The following is a 14,439-nucleotide window of genomic DNA, read 5'->3' as shown; positions in this document are numbered from 1 at the left end:
GTGTTTACATTGGCGGAACCGGAGACTGGTTCCGCTATATCAACTGTTTAGCTGTGATTGATGGATGTTCTATCAGATGCTTTTGGTGTTCATATCAATATCTGCCAGACATTCACGTCCGCGGACACTGATTTCTGTTTTTCCTGTTTCAGGATTGATTTCTACGTGGCCTTTTTTGCCGAGAAACGTTGCAACAGGTCCTGAAAGTGGCGCATCGCCATCGTTTGCGATAGCGCGCAGGCCATCAATGCATTGCTTGATAAATAAAACTTGGCGTCCTGTTTCGGTGAGCTCCAAACTGCCATCTTTGCGGAAGGTAACCAGTTTAATTCCTGACAAACGCTTGGTATTACGCCCGATGCAGGCGTTAGGTTTGACATTTTTCGGTAATTTGCTGATTTGCTCAAGGGCATCGTATTCATCGATACTTAATTTGTGATTCATTGTAACTTTCATTGATAGGCTTAACAGGACTTTGATATGTCCTAAAGTAATAGATTTTTGGTACCGTATAGTGTTTTATCGGATATTTTTAGCTCTAAAACGACATTGAGAGCCTCAATAGTCATTTGAGAGGAGTGTATTGACTGTAACGGCGAGCTAATCGATCAGGTCCGCCAGCTTTGTTATCTTATGTCTGTGGTCCACATGCTGAAATGATCCTCCTCTCGAATATATCATAGGCGCGCGAGATTTGATTATTTTGCTACCTAAATCAGCTTACCCCGTAATTCCCCCATCCTTTTCATCATTTCTACCCTAAGTACTTAAATTATCAAGTTAAGTAGTTAAACTACAAAAGTAGTCTAGCTACATTTGAATTTCTATTTTGTGGGTTAAATCCAACGAATTGGCCAATTTTAGGAATTTTCGTTCAAATGTCCGTGATTATTACGTGGTTTTTTGTAGTCTTTGTTTGACACAAAATCTAGTTTTAGTACAAAATATTTCACGGAGTCTTGGAAATTAAATAAAAAATTTAAGAACAAGTAGTATTGCTCCGCGGGTAAAAGTTATATTAAAAAGGATGAGGGGACATTAATGAAACAATCTGTGCAGAAGGGCGTTCAGAGTCAGACTCCAAAACGTCGTAGTTTTAAATTGAGTCCAGTAGCTGCTGGATGTGCAGTATTAGTTTTTGGTCTGGCTGATCTTGCGCAAGCGCAAGAAACCCAGGCGAATACCGTGGTGGTGACAGGTATTCGAAGTGGAATTGAGAATGCCATTTCTCTGAAACGTGATTCAACTTCACTAGTAGAGGCCATTTCTGCTGAAGACATTGGTCAACTTCCTGATCAAAGTATCGCAGAGTCGATTGCTCGCTTGCCTGGTCTGGCAGCTCAACGTGTCGCTGGACGCGCTCAGGCAATTAGTATTCGTGGGCTGTCTCCAGACTTTGCAACGACGACATTAAATGGTCGTTCACAAGCGAGTACCGGTGATAACCGTGCAGCAGAATTTGATCAGTATCCAGCAGAGCTCTTTGGTGCGGTTGTCGTATACAAGACACCTGATGCAGGACTTGTTGATCAGGGACTGTCAGGTACTATCGACATGCAAACGTTTGATCCACTGGCTTTTCCTGGCCGCACAATTTCTTTGAATGTACGTGGGGAAAAAAATTCTCTGGGGCCGATTGCTAATGCTTCCGATAAAGGCAATCGCTTTAGCTTTAACTATATTGACCAGTTTGCCAATCGCACGATTGGTTTCCAATTTGGCGTGGCACACTTGCAATCTCCACGCAACGATCATGAAACTGGTTTGTATGAACCTTGGGCCGTTGGTCAGTTGCCAGGCACGCCGGCAGGTGTTTCTGAAATGAATGGTATTAAGTCGCTGGCGACCAGTGGTAAGACCAATCGTGATGGTTTAGTCAGTACATTGGAATGGAAACCAAATAAAGACTTCACAAGTAAAGTCGATTTGTTTTATTCAAAATTCCATGAAGAAACTACCGCTAACCAGTGGGAAGAAAACCTGAGTTGGGGTGGTTCTGGCAATCCGAACCCAGTTTTCACTAACTACAATGTGTCTAACGGTGTTCTCAATGGTGGAACGCTGACAGGTGTATACCCATTGGTGCGTGGCGAATACAATGATCGCCATGACTCCATTAAATCCCTCGGATGGGGTACCAGCATGAAGTTCGATGGCTGGAAGTTGCTGGCCGATCTGAATTACTCCAAAGCGGTACGCGATGAAAACTATCACGAGATGAATACTCAGTTGATATCTGCAACACGCGGCGCTGCACTTGATACGTCCAACGTCAACTGGGCAACCGGTGGTTTTCCGACGATGAATGGTGGATTTAATTACAGTAATCCTGCAACCTTATATTTGAATAACACTATTTATGGTGAAGGTTGGGGGCATGCTCCGCATACCGACGACACAATGAAAGGAATCAAGCTAGTCGCAACCATCAATGCGCCAAAGTCTATTGGTGACTGGATTTCTGACTTCAATATTGGGGCAGATTATTCTGAGCACACGAAAAACCATAGCAATCTGCAAGGTCCACAAACGCTGATCGCACCGAATGGCACGCCTATTTCTTCTGATTTGTTATACGCACCAGCTGATCTTGGATTTTCTGGCACAGGCGTCATTCCGTCGTTTAATGTGCCTGGAATTATGGCAAAGTACTTTAACCCATTCACTCCAAATCCAGCCGATCCTATGAATGTGGCGGCACAGTGGGGTGTCACAGAAAAAGTTACAACCAGTTTCTTCAAGGCAAATTTAGATCATCAGTTAAGTCCTTCTGTTAATGTGCGCGGCAACGTTGGCTTGCAAGTACAAAATACCGATCAGTCCTCTACAGGTGTCGTTGGATTTAATAGTGCAGTAACGCCATTTACTGTAGGTAAGAGCTACACGGATATTTTGCCACAGATGAATTTGGTGTTTGAGTTACCAAACGATCAGTTGGTGCGATTTGCTGCTGCTAAGCAGGTTGCTCGACCACGCCTTGAAGATCTTAATGCAGGTTTCAATTTTAACGTCAGCACTGCTACTAATTTGCCAAGCGGTAGTGGTGGTAATCCTAAACTTGATCCATGGCGTGCGAATGCAATTGATTTGTCGTATGAGAAATATTTTGCTAAGAAAGCGTATTTTTCTGCTGCTTTGTATTACAAAAAACTGACAAGCTATATTTACGATCAAACAAATCAGTATGACTTTACTCAGTGGACACCTGGGACAAAAGCGATTACGAATATTGGTTTGTACTCATCGCAATACAATGGACAGGGCGGTACGATCAAAGGCCTGGAGTTCGCTGGTTCTTTGCCATTGGACATGTTGACGCCATCCTTGAAAGGTTTTGGTGTACAAGCCAGCGCCAGTTTCAATGATAGTGCTATCGTAGTAAAGTCAAATTCCTTCGACGTTGGTGCAGCAATTCCATTACCAGGTATGTCAAAGAAAGTAGCGAGCTTGACGGCATACTATGAAATGGGCGGTTTCTCAGCGCGTATCGGTGGTCGTTATCGTTCTGAATTTGTTGGTGATATCGAAAATTTTGCCGGTAATCGTAACTTGCGCTTCATCGCTCCGGAAACGATTGTTGATGCACAATTGGAATATACGTTCCATGAAGGTACATACAAAGATCTGGGCTTATTTTTCCAAGTTGGTAACTTAACTGATGCGGCTTATAAAACCTATCAGGGAACACCAAATCAACCGTTGGAGTACGCTAAATATGGTCGTACTATTTTGGCTGGTGTGAACTATAAGTTCTAAACTGATCTTTGAAATATTCCCGAAAATTTGTAACTTTCGGGAAGCTTGCTGTATTTTTCACAGGTCTCCACAGGTCTCTTATCCGAGGCCTGTTTTTATTTTTACGTAGGTTGAGAAGTTGAGGTTTTAAATAGCACTAACGTACTGAAAGTCTGTTTTTTTAGTGTGATTATCTATTTAAAAAATATTTTATTGATAGGTGTGATGCGCTAGTAAAAATGGAATAATTTCAGACTCCTTAGCGCTAAAGAAAATATAAATACGTTTAAATTATCAACTAGTATGAAACAAGCAGTAACTAACAATTAAAATAAAATCATCACACGGGGACGCATCACGATGCACACACATATCAACAAACCACGGCTTTCTTTTTGGCAGCTGTGGAACATGAGCTTTGGCTTTTTTGGTATTCAGTTTGGTTTCGCCTTACAAAACACCAACACCAGCCGGATATTTGCCACACTTGGTGCCAACCCTGATGATCTCGCTTTATTCTGGTTGGCAGCGCCGATTACCGGCATGCTGGTGCAGCCTGTGATTGGCTATCTGAGCGATAACACCTGGCATCCTCTCTGGGGTCGCCGTCGTCCTTTTTTCTTTATCGGTGCCATGCTGGCGTCGATTGCCATGTTCCTGATGCCAAACTCAACCATGTTGTGGATGGCGATTCTAGTTCTGTGGATGATGGACTCAGCAATTAATATCTCGATGGAGCCATTTCGTGCATTTGTTGGGGATAAACTGAGCCCATCACAACAAACAGCCGGGTTTGCGATGCAAACTTTTTTAATCGGTTGTGGTGGTGTGATTGCTTCTTTATTGCCAAAAATCTTCAGTGATTATTTTGGTGTCAGCAATATCCCCTTGGACGGTGCAATTCCGGACACGGTGCGTTATTCGTTTTATTTTGGTGGTGCTGTGTTTGCCTTGTCGGTGTTGTGGACTGTCTTTACAACGCAAGAAATTCCGCCGCAAGATTTGCAAAAATTTTTGGAAGAAAAGAAACAAAATAGCGGCATTGCCAATGCGCTAAAAGAGATTTTTGGCGGCTTCCTGAAAATGCCGACAACGATGATCCAACTGGCTATCGTCCAATTTTTTAGCTGGGTTGCTTTATTTTCGATGTGGGTCTACACGACGCCATCTATTGCTGACACCGTATTCCATACGAGCGATCCACAATCTGCTGCGTATCAGGAAGGCGGTAACTGGGTGGGTGTCATGTTTGGTGTGTACGGTGCAGTTTCCGCGATTGCGGCATTTATTCTGCCCGTCCTCGCCGCAAAAACCAGTCGTAAATTTGTTCATATGCTGTGCCTGGTGATTGGTGGTCTGAGTCTGATCAGTATTTTTGGCGTCACATCCAAAGAAATGTTGTTGGTACCAATGGTGGGTGTTGGTATTGCATGGGCCAGTGTGTTGACGATGCCATACGCCATTCTGGCAGGCGCGTTACCGGCAAACCGCATGGGTTACTACATGGGGTTGTTTAATTTTTTTGTGGTGATTCCTCAGATCATTGCTGGTGTCGTGCTGGGTGCTGTTTTGAAAAATTTCTTCAATAATCAGTCTGTCAAAGTTCTAATGTTAGGTGGCGTTTGTATGGTCATCGGTGGGCTACTGACAATGATCGTAAAAGATGATGCTGTTGCTAAACACTAAACTATATCGTTGTTAAATTTAATCCTGGTGTTGGCGTGTATCTTATGTTGTCTTTGATGACGAGTTTTGCCGCGCCATGCAGACATCAAACGTTATTTTGATGGTTTGATGTCTGCAGTCTTTATTTAGCCTCTCTCCCTGTTTTGATTGGGCATACAGTATGAAGTTGATTTCGTTTCGGTGTTCAATTGCTTTACTTCTCTCGATGTTCTGTTGTCCTTTTGTGTTGGCTGCAGAGTCTGCCGCATCAAGTACGCAACAGACCTCAACCAATACGCCGTTTTTATGGGATAACGCGACGGTCTATTTTTTACTGACCGATCGTTTCTATCATCCACATAATCAGAAAAGCGATCAACAAAATACGCATACCCATTTAGCCTACGGTCGCAAGGATGATGCTGCAAGGTTACGGGGATTTATGGGAGGCAATTTGGCAGGTATTACCGCCAGAATTAAAGACGGCTATTTTGAAAAACTCGGTGTCAATGCGATTTGGCTAACGCCACCTGTGGAGCAAATTCATGGTTACACGGATGAAGGCTCAGGTAAGTCGTATGGATTTCATGGGTACTGGGCTGCAGATTTCACCAGTGTTGATGCCAGCCTCGGAACATCTGCAGACATGCGTGAATTAGTTGAAACGGCACATGCACATGGCATCAGAATTCTACTGGATGTGGTGATGAATCATATTGGACCAGCGACTTCCGTTGATCCTCTATGGCCTTCTGACTGGGTACGTACTGCCCCGATCTGTACCTATAAAGATATTCCGTCGACTGTCAGCTGCGCCTTAGTTAAAGGGCTTCCTGATATCCGCACCGAGAGCAATGCAAATGTCGATCTCCCACCGTCGCTCGTAGCTAAGTGGACAGCAGAAGGTCGGTATGAGCGTGAAATGCAGGAATTAGACGCTTTTTTTAAACGCACTGGCTATCCACGCGCACCGCGCTATTATCTGATGAAATGGCACACAGATTGGATCAGAAAATATGGCGTTGATGGTTTCAGAGCGGATACCGTCAAGCACGTTGAGCCAGAAGTCTGGAAAGAATTTCAGCAATTTGCCAGCGCGACATACGAAGAATGGAAACGTAAGCACCCTACCGAAAAGCTAGGGGACGAGCCGTTTTATATGACAGCAGAAGTCTATGGCTACAGTATTGATCAAGGTCAGAATTTTGCAATGGATGGCGGTAGCACGATCAATTTTTTTGATCATGGATTTAATAGCCTGATTAACTTTGGTTTTAAATCTGACGCGAACAAAGATCCTGAAAACTTATTCAGCCATTATTCTGCACAACTGACGGGGGCCTTAAAAAATAAGTCTGTACTGAACTACATCAGTTCGCACGATGATATGCAGCCACTTGATGTTGATCGTCAGCACGCAATTGATGCCGGAACAAAATTACTCCTTAGCCCAGGTGCAGCACAGATTTACTACGGAGATGAAACCGCCAGAGATCTTCATGTAAGCGGCGCCGAAGGTGATGCGAGTTTACGTTCGATGATGAATTGGGATGAGTTGCAGAATAACGTAATACGCCATGGGGTAGCTATTGAGGATGTACTCACGCATTGGCAAAAGTTAGGTAAATTTCGGCATGACCATGTTGCCGTGGGCGCAGGTGTCCATCAAAAATTAAGTGACCATCCTTATATATTCAAACGCTCCTACAGCGATCAACATATCACCGACAAGGTTGTTGTTGCACTGGATTTACCTACCACGCAATTTACGACGATTGCGGTTCAAGGTGTATTTGAAAATGGTCAAATTTTACGTGATTATTATTCTGGGCACACCGCTGTTGTCATCGATGGAAAAGTAAATTTTCAGAGTAAGTATCCAATAGCATTAATCGCCTTGGCAGCTCAGGAATTAAAATGAGAAAAAGTAAAATTCATTGTGGGATATGTCATGCGCTGAGCGTTTCTGTGTTGTTGCTTAGTACAGTTAGTTTGACCACTGCACATGCGCAAAACGTGCAACGCGTTATTCTACATGCCGAGAAAAAGGCTGATAGATTTGAGGTTACAACCAATGATGGTTTGTATCTTTTTACGCCTTATTCTTCAACTATTCTGGAAACAACATTTATACCGAATGGAGAGAAACAGACAACTTCTTCGCACGCAGTGATTCTTCAGCCGCAGAAATTACGTACTGAGGTAAAAACGTCGGCGAGTGCCATCGATTATATGGCGGCAGATATAGTGGTGCATATTCAGAAATCACCGTTTCAGATTAGTTATACGTATAAAAATAGATTACTAACGTCAGAAAAAAATGGCTATCTCAACAAAGGCAACAGCGAGAGCGTAGACTTTAATCTGGATGACAATGAAGCCTTGTACGGGGCGGGTGCGCGTGCCCTCGGGATGAATCGTCGCGGTTATCGTCTGCCTTTGTACAACAAAGCCCATTATGGTTACGAAGAACATTCTGAACAAATGAACTTTGGGATACCACTGGTGTTGTCTTCTAGGATGTATGGTATTCATTTTGATAACTCGGCAATCGGATACCTAGATCTTGACAGTAAAAAAACGAATGTGCTGGCGTATGAAACCATCAGTGGTAGAAAAACGTATCAGATTATCGCAGGTGACAGCTGGTCAGATGTAATGGCCAGTTATACCAATTTAACTGGTCATCAGCCTTTGCCGCCGCGCTGGGCGTTTGGTAACTTTGCAAGCCGGTTTGGTTACCATACCGAAGCAGAAGCACGGGATATTTTGGATAAGTTTCACTCCGATCACATCCCCGTGGACGCGATCATTTTTGATTTGTACTGGTTTGGTAAAGATATTAAAGGCACGATGGGCAACCTAGCGTTTGACAAGGATAACTTTCCTCAGCCACAAAAAATGATTGCCGATTTTGCTGCACAAGGTGTAAAGACGATCTTAATCACTGAGCCATTTGTACTGACCACGTCAGACAAATGGCAAGAAGCCGTCGATCAGCATGTGCTGGCGACAGACAAAGATGGTGCGCCGTTTAAATACGATTTCTATTTTGGGAATACTGGATTAATCGATATTTTTGATCCTCGTGCACAAAGCTGGTTCTGGAATATTTATAAAAATCTGAAAGCGCAAGGTGTTGCCGGATGGTGGGGTGATCTCGGTGAACCTGAGGTGCATCCTTCTGCCTTGCAGCATAAAACTGGATCGGCCGATCAGGTTCACAATATTTATGGCCATGCATGGTCGAAATTGATTGCTGATGGCTACGCCAAAGAATTCCCGCAAGAGCGTCCATTTATTCTGATGCGCTCAGGATATTCAGGATCGCAGCGATTTGGCATGATCCCGTGGTCTGGTGATGTGAATCGTACTTGGGGCGGTTTGCGCTCCCAACCAGAAATCGCCTTACAAATGGGAATGCAGGGAATGGCATACATGCATTCCGATCTCGGTGGGTTTGCGGGAGCGAACCTCGATGATGAGTTATACACACGCTGGTTGCAATACGGTGTGTTTCAGCCTGTGTTCCGTCCTCATGCACAAGAGGAAGTTGCCTCTGAGCCGGTATTGCGTGAGCCCGCAACTAAAGCGTTAGCGAAGGCAGCGATTGTGCTTCGCTATCGCATGCTGCCATATAACTACACGATTGCTTATGAAAACAGCCAGCGGGGTTCACCGTTGATGCGTCCGCTATTTTATGCAGAACCTGGTAACCCACGCTTGTACGGCAATGCGGATAGTTATCTGTGGGGAAATGATTTCCTCGTTCATCCTATTTTGCAGTCAGGACAAACTAAAGCCGAGATGTATTTCCCGGCGCAAAGCAAGTGGTTCGATTTTTATACGGGACAAGTTTTTGCGGCTGGTAGCAAGCAGGTGGTGGATGTGAGCGCTGCACATATTCCCATCTTTGTCAGAGCAGGGGCTTTCATTCCGCTCGTGCCTGCGCAGTTAGATATTCAGAATACCAGCCAATACACCGGAAAAAATCTGGAATTGCATTATTACCATGATCAGTCTGTCAGTCAATCTCAGGGGATGTTGTATGACGATGATGGTGTGACTGCCCATGCAGCAGAACAAGGCGCGTCAGCATTGCTGCACTTCACTAGCGTCTATCACGGCGGTGAACTGGGTGTGACGTTGGCAATTGAGGCTGGTGCTCACTATCAGGCCACTGATAAGAACATTGAATTCATTGTGCACAATGTCGACCACCAACCACAGCGGGTCCTTGTTGCTAGTCAGCCTATTGATGCGCACTGGAACCCCCAAACCAGAGAGTTGCATGTCCCGATTCAATGGTTGACGCAAAACCAGAAGCAACTTGCATTGAAAATATTGATGTAAGGTGACGGAAAGGGGCTTCAAGAGGCTGGGGCTGTGGTAAATTGCGTATGTTTTTATTACGCTGAATGAAGCAAAACCAGTTTCCGCTGACAGTCGATGATGCCTCAATGCTCATTGGCAATGTGTCATCTGAATGTGTTATTTCTCCGGTGGCACGATGGCTTTTGAAAGTCCGTTCTGACGAGATTGCCTGTTTTAGTTGAGTAGTTTGGCGTGTGTCTTAAACCATTGAAACAGAGAATCATGACTGAAAACGGATTGACAGAACGTACATTGACGGAGCATAGCAACGGCTTAGGTTTTTCTGGTGGCCCGCGACTATTGGCAGATATTGGTGCAACCCATGCACGATTTACGCTTGAATCCTCGCCAGGTATTTTCGATGCGGTACAAGTATTAAAGTGTGATGAATACTCGGGGATCATTGATCTCTTGCGTGCTTACCTTGATCAGCATCCGACACGACGCGTACACCACGCTGCTTTTGCGCTCGCCAATCCTATCGATGGTGACTATGTCCGCATGACTAACCGGGCATGGGAGTTTTCGATTGAAGATGTACGGCGGGAGTTCGGTCTGTATACTTTGTTGATCGTGAATGACTTTACGGCACTGGCGATGGCTTTGCCAGGATTGCAACCAAGCGATGTCATGCAGGTTGGTGGTGGAACCGCGGTGGCGAAATCTGTGATTGGCGTGCTGGGACCGGGTACCGGGTTGGGTGTTTCTGGTCTGATTCCAACGTCGGATGGTTTTGTGACACTGGGATCTGAAGGTGGTCACGTCAATTTTGCCCCTTGCGATGAACGTGAATACGCGATTCTGCAATTTGCCTGGAAAGAATGGCCACACGTTTCTACCGAACGTCTGATCTCAGGACCTGGTTTGGAACTGATCTATCGTGCTCTGGCGGACCGCAATAAGCAAATCGTAAAGCCCTTAGCAGCACAGGAAGTAATGCATGGGGCACTGAACGACAATGATCCGTTGTGCTTGGAAAGTATCGACTGCTTTTGCGGTATGTTAGGGAGCTTTAGTGCGAATCTGGCAGTGACTTTAGGTGCATTTGGCGGTATTTATATCGGTGGTGGTATTGTCCCGCTGATGGGTGATCGTTTTCATGCATCTTCGTTCCGCGCTCGCTTTGAAGCGAAGGGACGCTTCAGTAGTTATCTGGCGCAGATTCCAACCTATGTGATTACAACTCCAAATCCGGCTTTTTATGGTGTCTCAGCGATTCTTTCTGAGCACTTACGCGGACGCAGTGGCGATAGCTCATTGATGGATCGTATTCAAAACATCCAATCAGAATTGACGCCTGCTGAGCGTCGCGTTGCAACGCTGGTGCTTGAAAATCCGCGCACGGTACTCAACGAAGCGATTGTCGACATTGCGCGCTTAGCCGATGTCAGCCAGCCGACAGTGATTCGTTTTTGTCGTTCACTTGGTTTCGCCGGTTTGGCGGATTTTAAACTGAAGTTTGCCAGTAGTCTAACCGGAACTATTCCGGTGCGTCATAGCCAGGTCAGAAAGAGCGATAGCACACATGATCTGAGTGCGAAAGTGATTGATAATACGGTGTCGGCTATTTTGAGTTTCCGGGACCAATTAGAAGTACATGCGATTGATCAGGCAATTGCCTTGCTACGCAAAGCGAATAAAGTTGAATTTTATGCGATGGGAAATTCACGCGCCGTTGCATTAGACGGTCAGCATAAATTTTTCCGTTTCCGTATTCCGACAGCCATCTATGGTGACGCCCATCTTTTCTCGATGGCAGCGGAATTGCTCAATCCTGGCGACGTGGTCATTGTTGTTAGTAACTCGGGTAAATTACCAGATTTACTCAAAGCGGTTGATACCGCGTTGGCCGCTGGCGCTGATGTGATTGCGATTGCGCCGCATCAGTCGCAGCTCGCTAAGAGGGCAACGGTCTGTCTTGCAGTCAATCATACCGAAGATAACGCCACATTTTTATCGATGATTTCGCGTATCTTGCAGTTGCTGCTGATTGATATTCTGACTGTGGGTCTTTCTGTTGATTCGCCGCAGGAGGATGTACTCAAACGTAAGGATTTATCGCGTTTTACTACGCTATTGATTTCGCACCTCGATAGCTGAGTGCGCTGGTGTATGTGGGATGCTGAGTTGATCGAAGTGACGTCTTGCCGCAATAAACGTGTCAGTGCAGAGTCTAGTTAAATCATTCGCTCGTGCACTGATTCGCAAAAATCATAGATCTTAATCACTGATCGTAATTACTGATCTCAATTACTGTTTAACTACTATTTTATGTCCTTTATTCAGGCTTTCAACGTATTGATTAATAAATTCAATGGTCGTGCTCAACGTGAGAATTACGATCATCCTGAGACGGCCGTCGACCTGACTAAGAACGTCCCGAGTGACCCCGTGTTGCTCGCACAGCTTGCGGTTGTTTTGACGGCAGCATCAATCGATTTTGAGATGACCGCGACACATCTGCAGATGCCAGAGGGGTTGGTATTTGCTGTGCAAAAATTGGAAACGATAGCGCTAGGTGAAGGGCGTGTGCGTACTTGTACCAAAATACATGCTTGGCATTCCGTCTATTTTCCGCAAGGGATTGCCGAGTATCAACATGCACTCGCTGCTACAGAAGAGGCTGCCCTCATCGATGGTTTTAAACAATGGGCGAATATGGATTTGCCAGTGTTGCAGGATGCTACGCGTGATATGCCGCTTCATTGTACTGTGATCGAAATGAACACGGCCGCCGACGAGGTAACAGCAACGGCAAACTACAGGCAGGTTATTCTGGGACCGGTGGCCCACCTAGCGAGTCTTCCTGCGCCAAAGAAAAAAGACGACCACCCATTTTGTCCTTGCTGCCTATTCACCGAAAGCATGAATGCATTTCATGATGTATTGCAGCGTGATCAATTTCTCGGTGTCCGTTTATTTGCTTCGCGTGATAGTCAGGGCGTGTCAGCTGCTGATTGTCGGATCAATGGCGAGGATTTTCCGGCAGCGATTGAGCCGCTGGTCAAGTATGTAGAACAATGGCCGCAGCGTGGTCTGGAGTTCCGCAAGCAATTTATCGTGATCCGCAGCGTTAGTCGTAGTCTGGAGACCGCAAACAAGTTGCCGATGCCGGTGCCACACTAGGTCGAGCTAAGCCGAACCCAGCAATGTTAACCATGGAAAGACGGATATGCAGACAAGTATGATGGCAACCAGTGAGATATTTCTCATCGCGATGCTGATTATTTTTACGATTCCATATCTTGTCTGGCGTATCGGAAAAACTGATTATTATGCGCCCTTGGTTGTGGTCCAGATTATTGCGGGCATCTTGCTTGGTCCTGGTGTCCTCGGTGCAGCTTTTCCTGAATATTATCATTTCATCTTTAAGGCAGATCCTAACGTGATGCCTACTCTGAATGGTATTGCACAATGGGCGGTCATGGTGTTCGTGATGATTGCAGGAGTGGAACTCGATCTAAAAAAAGCCTGGCAGCATCGTAGCGAAGGAGCATTGACGGCAGGCTTGGCACTAGGCCTACCATTGGTCTTCGGCAGTATTGCTGCGATTGGTTTGCTATTGTTACCGGGGTGGATCGGACCACAGGCGAGAACCTGGCAATTTGTGGTTGGAGTCGGTATGGCGTGCGCAGTGACGGCATTACCGATTTTGATTCTGCTGATGGAAAAGCTAGAGATGTTACGCCAACCGCTTGGTCAGCGTATTTTGCGCTATGCCAGTCTGGACGATATCGCCATCTGGGGTGTATTGGCAACGATCCTGATGGATTGGACCCGTGTGGGCAGACAATGTGCATTTTTGCTGAGTTTTGCCATAGCGACCTATCTTTTCCGAAAGCTGATGGCGTGGCTACAGGAGCGTGATCGCTGGTATGTCAGTCTTATATGGCTTGCTGCCTGCGGTTTTGCCGCGGACTGGTCGGGGCTGCACTTTATGGTTGGTGCGTTTCTCGCGGGCGCTGTCATGGATGGGGATTGGTTCGAGCAGGAGAAAATGGACTTAATGCGTCACCATGTTCTGTTGGTGATGATGCCGGTATTTTTCTTGAGTACTGGCTTACGAACGACGTGGGATGTCGGCGGTCTGACCGTATTCTTGGTAGCGGCAGTGTTATTGCTTGCTTCAGTATCCGGTAAGCTGATTGGTATTCATATCGCAGGTAAAATTTTAAAGTGGGAGAAAGGCGAAGCCTCGATTATTGGCTGGCTGTTGCAGACGAAAGCACTAATTATGATTATTTTCGTCAACATTTTGCTCGATAAGCAGATCATTACCAATGCCACTTTTACTGCACTCTTGCTGATGGCTGTGGCAAGTACGATGCTTAGTGTGCCAATGGTTCATCCACGTTTGAAGCGATTTAGATCGGTGATTTTTAAGAATGACTGATTGATTGTAGCAAGAGCGCAGCGCAAGCTCACAGAGCAAGCACTGAACAAGTAGGTGTATTGCTGGTGATACTCTTCTGGAAATAAAAAAATGGCAGGGATTTCCTGCCATTTTTTTATCTGACTGACGATGAATTCCTGATTATTTCAAGAACTGCTCGTTACCCACCATACCGATTTTGGTCACACCCAGACGCTGGGCTGAGGCCATTACAGCGGCAACAGATTTGTAAGGCACAACTGCATTTGGACGCAGGTGAACCTCTGGCTGGT

At 45.6% G+C, this 14,439-nt stretch carries 9 protein-coding genes; 7 read left to right on the top strand and 2 right to left on the bottom strand.

Annotated elements, in window-relative coordinates:
* Nucleotides 1-72: 72 nt before the first annotated feature.
* On the bottom strand, nucleotides 73-444 hold the full coding sequence (locus tag ACO0KV_RS01205; RefSeq protein WP_423039082.1) for a hypothetical protein: 372 nt from the start codon (nucleotides 442-444) through the stop codon (nucleotides 73-75).
* A gap of 597 nt (nucleotides 445-1,041) precedes the next feature.
* On the opposite strand from ACO0KV_RS01205, the gene ACO0KV_RS01200 reads away from it, so the two are divergent.
* The 7 genes from ACO0KV_RS01200 to ACO0KV_RS01170 all read left to right on the top strand — a co-directional run bounded on the left by ACO0KV_RS01200 (nucleotide 1,042) and on the right by ACO0KV_RS01170 (nucleotide 14,167).
* Nucleotides 1,042-3,756 (top strand): TonB-dependent receptor, encoded by a 2,715-nt coding sequence (locus tag ACO0KV_RS01200; protein ID WP_423039080.1) that lies wholly within the window; start codon nucleotides 1,042-1,044, stop codon nucleotides 3,754-3,756.
* 390 nt (nucleotides 3,757-4,146) lie between these two features.
* Nucleotides 4,147-5,421, top strand: coding sequence for an MFS transporter (locus ACO0KV_RS01195; RefSeq protein ID WP_423039078.1), 1,275 nt, complete (start codon nucleotides 4,147-4,149; stop codon nucleotides 5,419-5,421).
* Nucleotides 5,422-5,581: 160 nt separating this feature from the next.
* Nucleotides 5,582-7,321: an alpha-amylase family glycosyl hydrolase gene (locus tag ACO0KV_RS01190; protein ID WP_423039076.1), complete on the top strand. Its 1,740-nt coding sequence runs from the start codon at nucleotides 5,582-5,584 to the stop codon at nucleotides 7,319-7,321.
* Nucleotides 7,318-9,753 (top strand): TIM-barrel domain-containing protein, encoded by a 2,436-nt coding sequence (locus ACO0KV_RS01185; RefSeq protein ID WP_423039074.1) that lies wholly within the window; start codon nucleotides 7,318-7,320, stop codon nucleotides 9,751-9,753. The genes ACO0KV_RS01190 and ACO0KV_RS01185 overlap by 4 nt, the downstream gene beginning before the upstream one ends.
* Nucleotides 9,754-9,996: 243 nt before the next feature.
* On the top strand, nucleotides 9,997-11,874 hold the full coding sequence (locus ACO0KV_RS01180; RefSeq protein WP_423039072.1) for a glucokinase: 1,878 nt from the start codon (nucleotides 9,997-9,999) through the stop codon (nucleotides 11,872-11,874).
* Nucleotides 11,875-12,045: 171 nt separating this feature from the next.
* A complete protein-coding gene (locus tag ACO0KV_RS01175; RefSeq protein ID WP_423039070.1) occupies nucleotides 12,046-12,900 on the top strand; it encodes a DUF6348 family protein in 855 nt (284 codons plus the stop codon).
* Nucleotides 12,901-12,961: 61 nt separating this feature from the next.
* Nucleotides 12,962-14,167, top strand: coding sequence for a cation:proton antiporter (locus ACO0KV_RS01170; RefSeq protein ID WP_423039470.1), 1,206 nt, complete (start codon nucleotides 12,962-12,964; stop codon nucleotides 14,165-14,167).
* A 141-nt stretch (nucleotides 14,168-14,308) separates the two neighbouring features.
* Here ACO0KV_RS01170 and ACO0KV_RS01165 read toward each other — a convergent pair.
* On the bottom strand, nucleotides 14,309-14,439 hold a 131-nt coding region (locus tag ACO0KV_RS01165; RefSeq protein WP_370527135.1), incomplete at its 5' end, for an ExbD/TolR family protein.

The organism is Undibacterium sp. RuRC25W (assembly GCF_049339825.1).
GTDB lineage: Bacteria > Pseudomonadota > Gammaproteobacteria > Burkholderiales > Burkholderiaceae_D > Undibacterium.
Note: the sequence above shows the minus strand (reverse complement) of the source record. Positions and strands in the feature narration are given on the sequence as shown.

Excerpts from the sequence above, each read along its gene's own strand:
- ACO0KV_RS01205 (WP_423039082.1), bottom strand. The coding sequence starts at position 444 with ATGAATCACAAATTAAGTATCGATGAATACGATGCCCTTGAGCAAATC.
- ACO0KV_RS01200 (WP_423039080.1), top strand. The coding sequence starts at position 1,042 with ATGAAACAATCTGTGCAGAAGGGCGTTCAGAGTCAGACTCCAAAACGT.
- ACO0KV_RS01195 (WP_423039078.1), top strand. The coding sequence starts at position 4,147 with ATGAGCTTTGGCTTTTTTGGTATTCAGTTTGGTTTCGCCTTACAAAAC.
- ACO0KV_RS01190 (WP_423039076.1), top strand. The coding sequence starts at position 5,582 with ATGAAGTTGATTTCGTTTCGGTGTTCAATTGCTTTACTTCTCTCGATG.
- ACO0KV_RS01185 (WP_423039074.1), top strand. The coding sequence starts at position 7,318 with ATGAGAAAAAGTAAAATTCATTGTGGGATATGTCATGCGCTGAGCGTT.
- ACO0KV_RS01180 (WP_423039072.1), top strand. The coding sequence starts at position 9,997 with ATGACTGAAAACGGATTGACAGAACGTACATTGACGGAGCATAGCAAC.
- ACO0KV_RS01175 (WP_423039070.1), top strand. The coding sequence starts at position 12,046 with ATGTCCTTTATTCAGGCTTTCAACGTATTGATTAATAAATTCAATGGT.
- ACO0KV_RS01170 (WP_423039470.1), top strand. The coding sequence starts at position 12,962 with ATGGCAACCAGTGAGATATTTCTCATCGCGATGCTGATTATTTTTACG.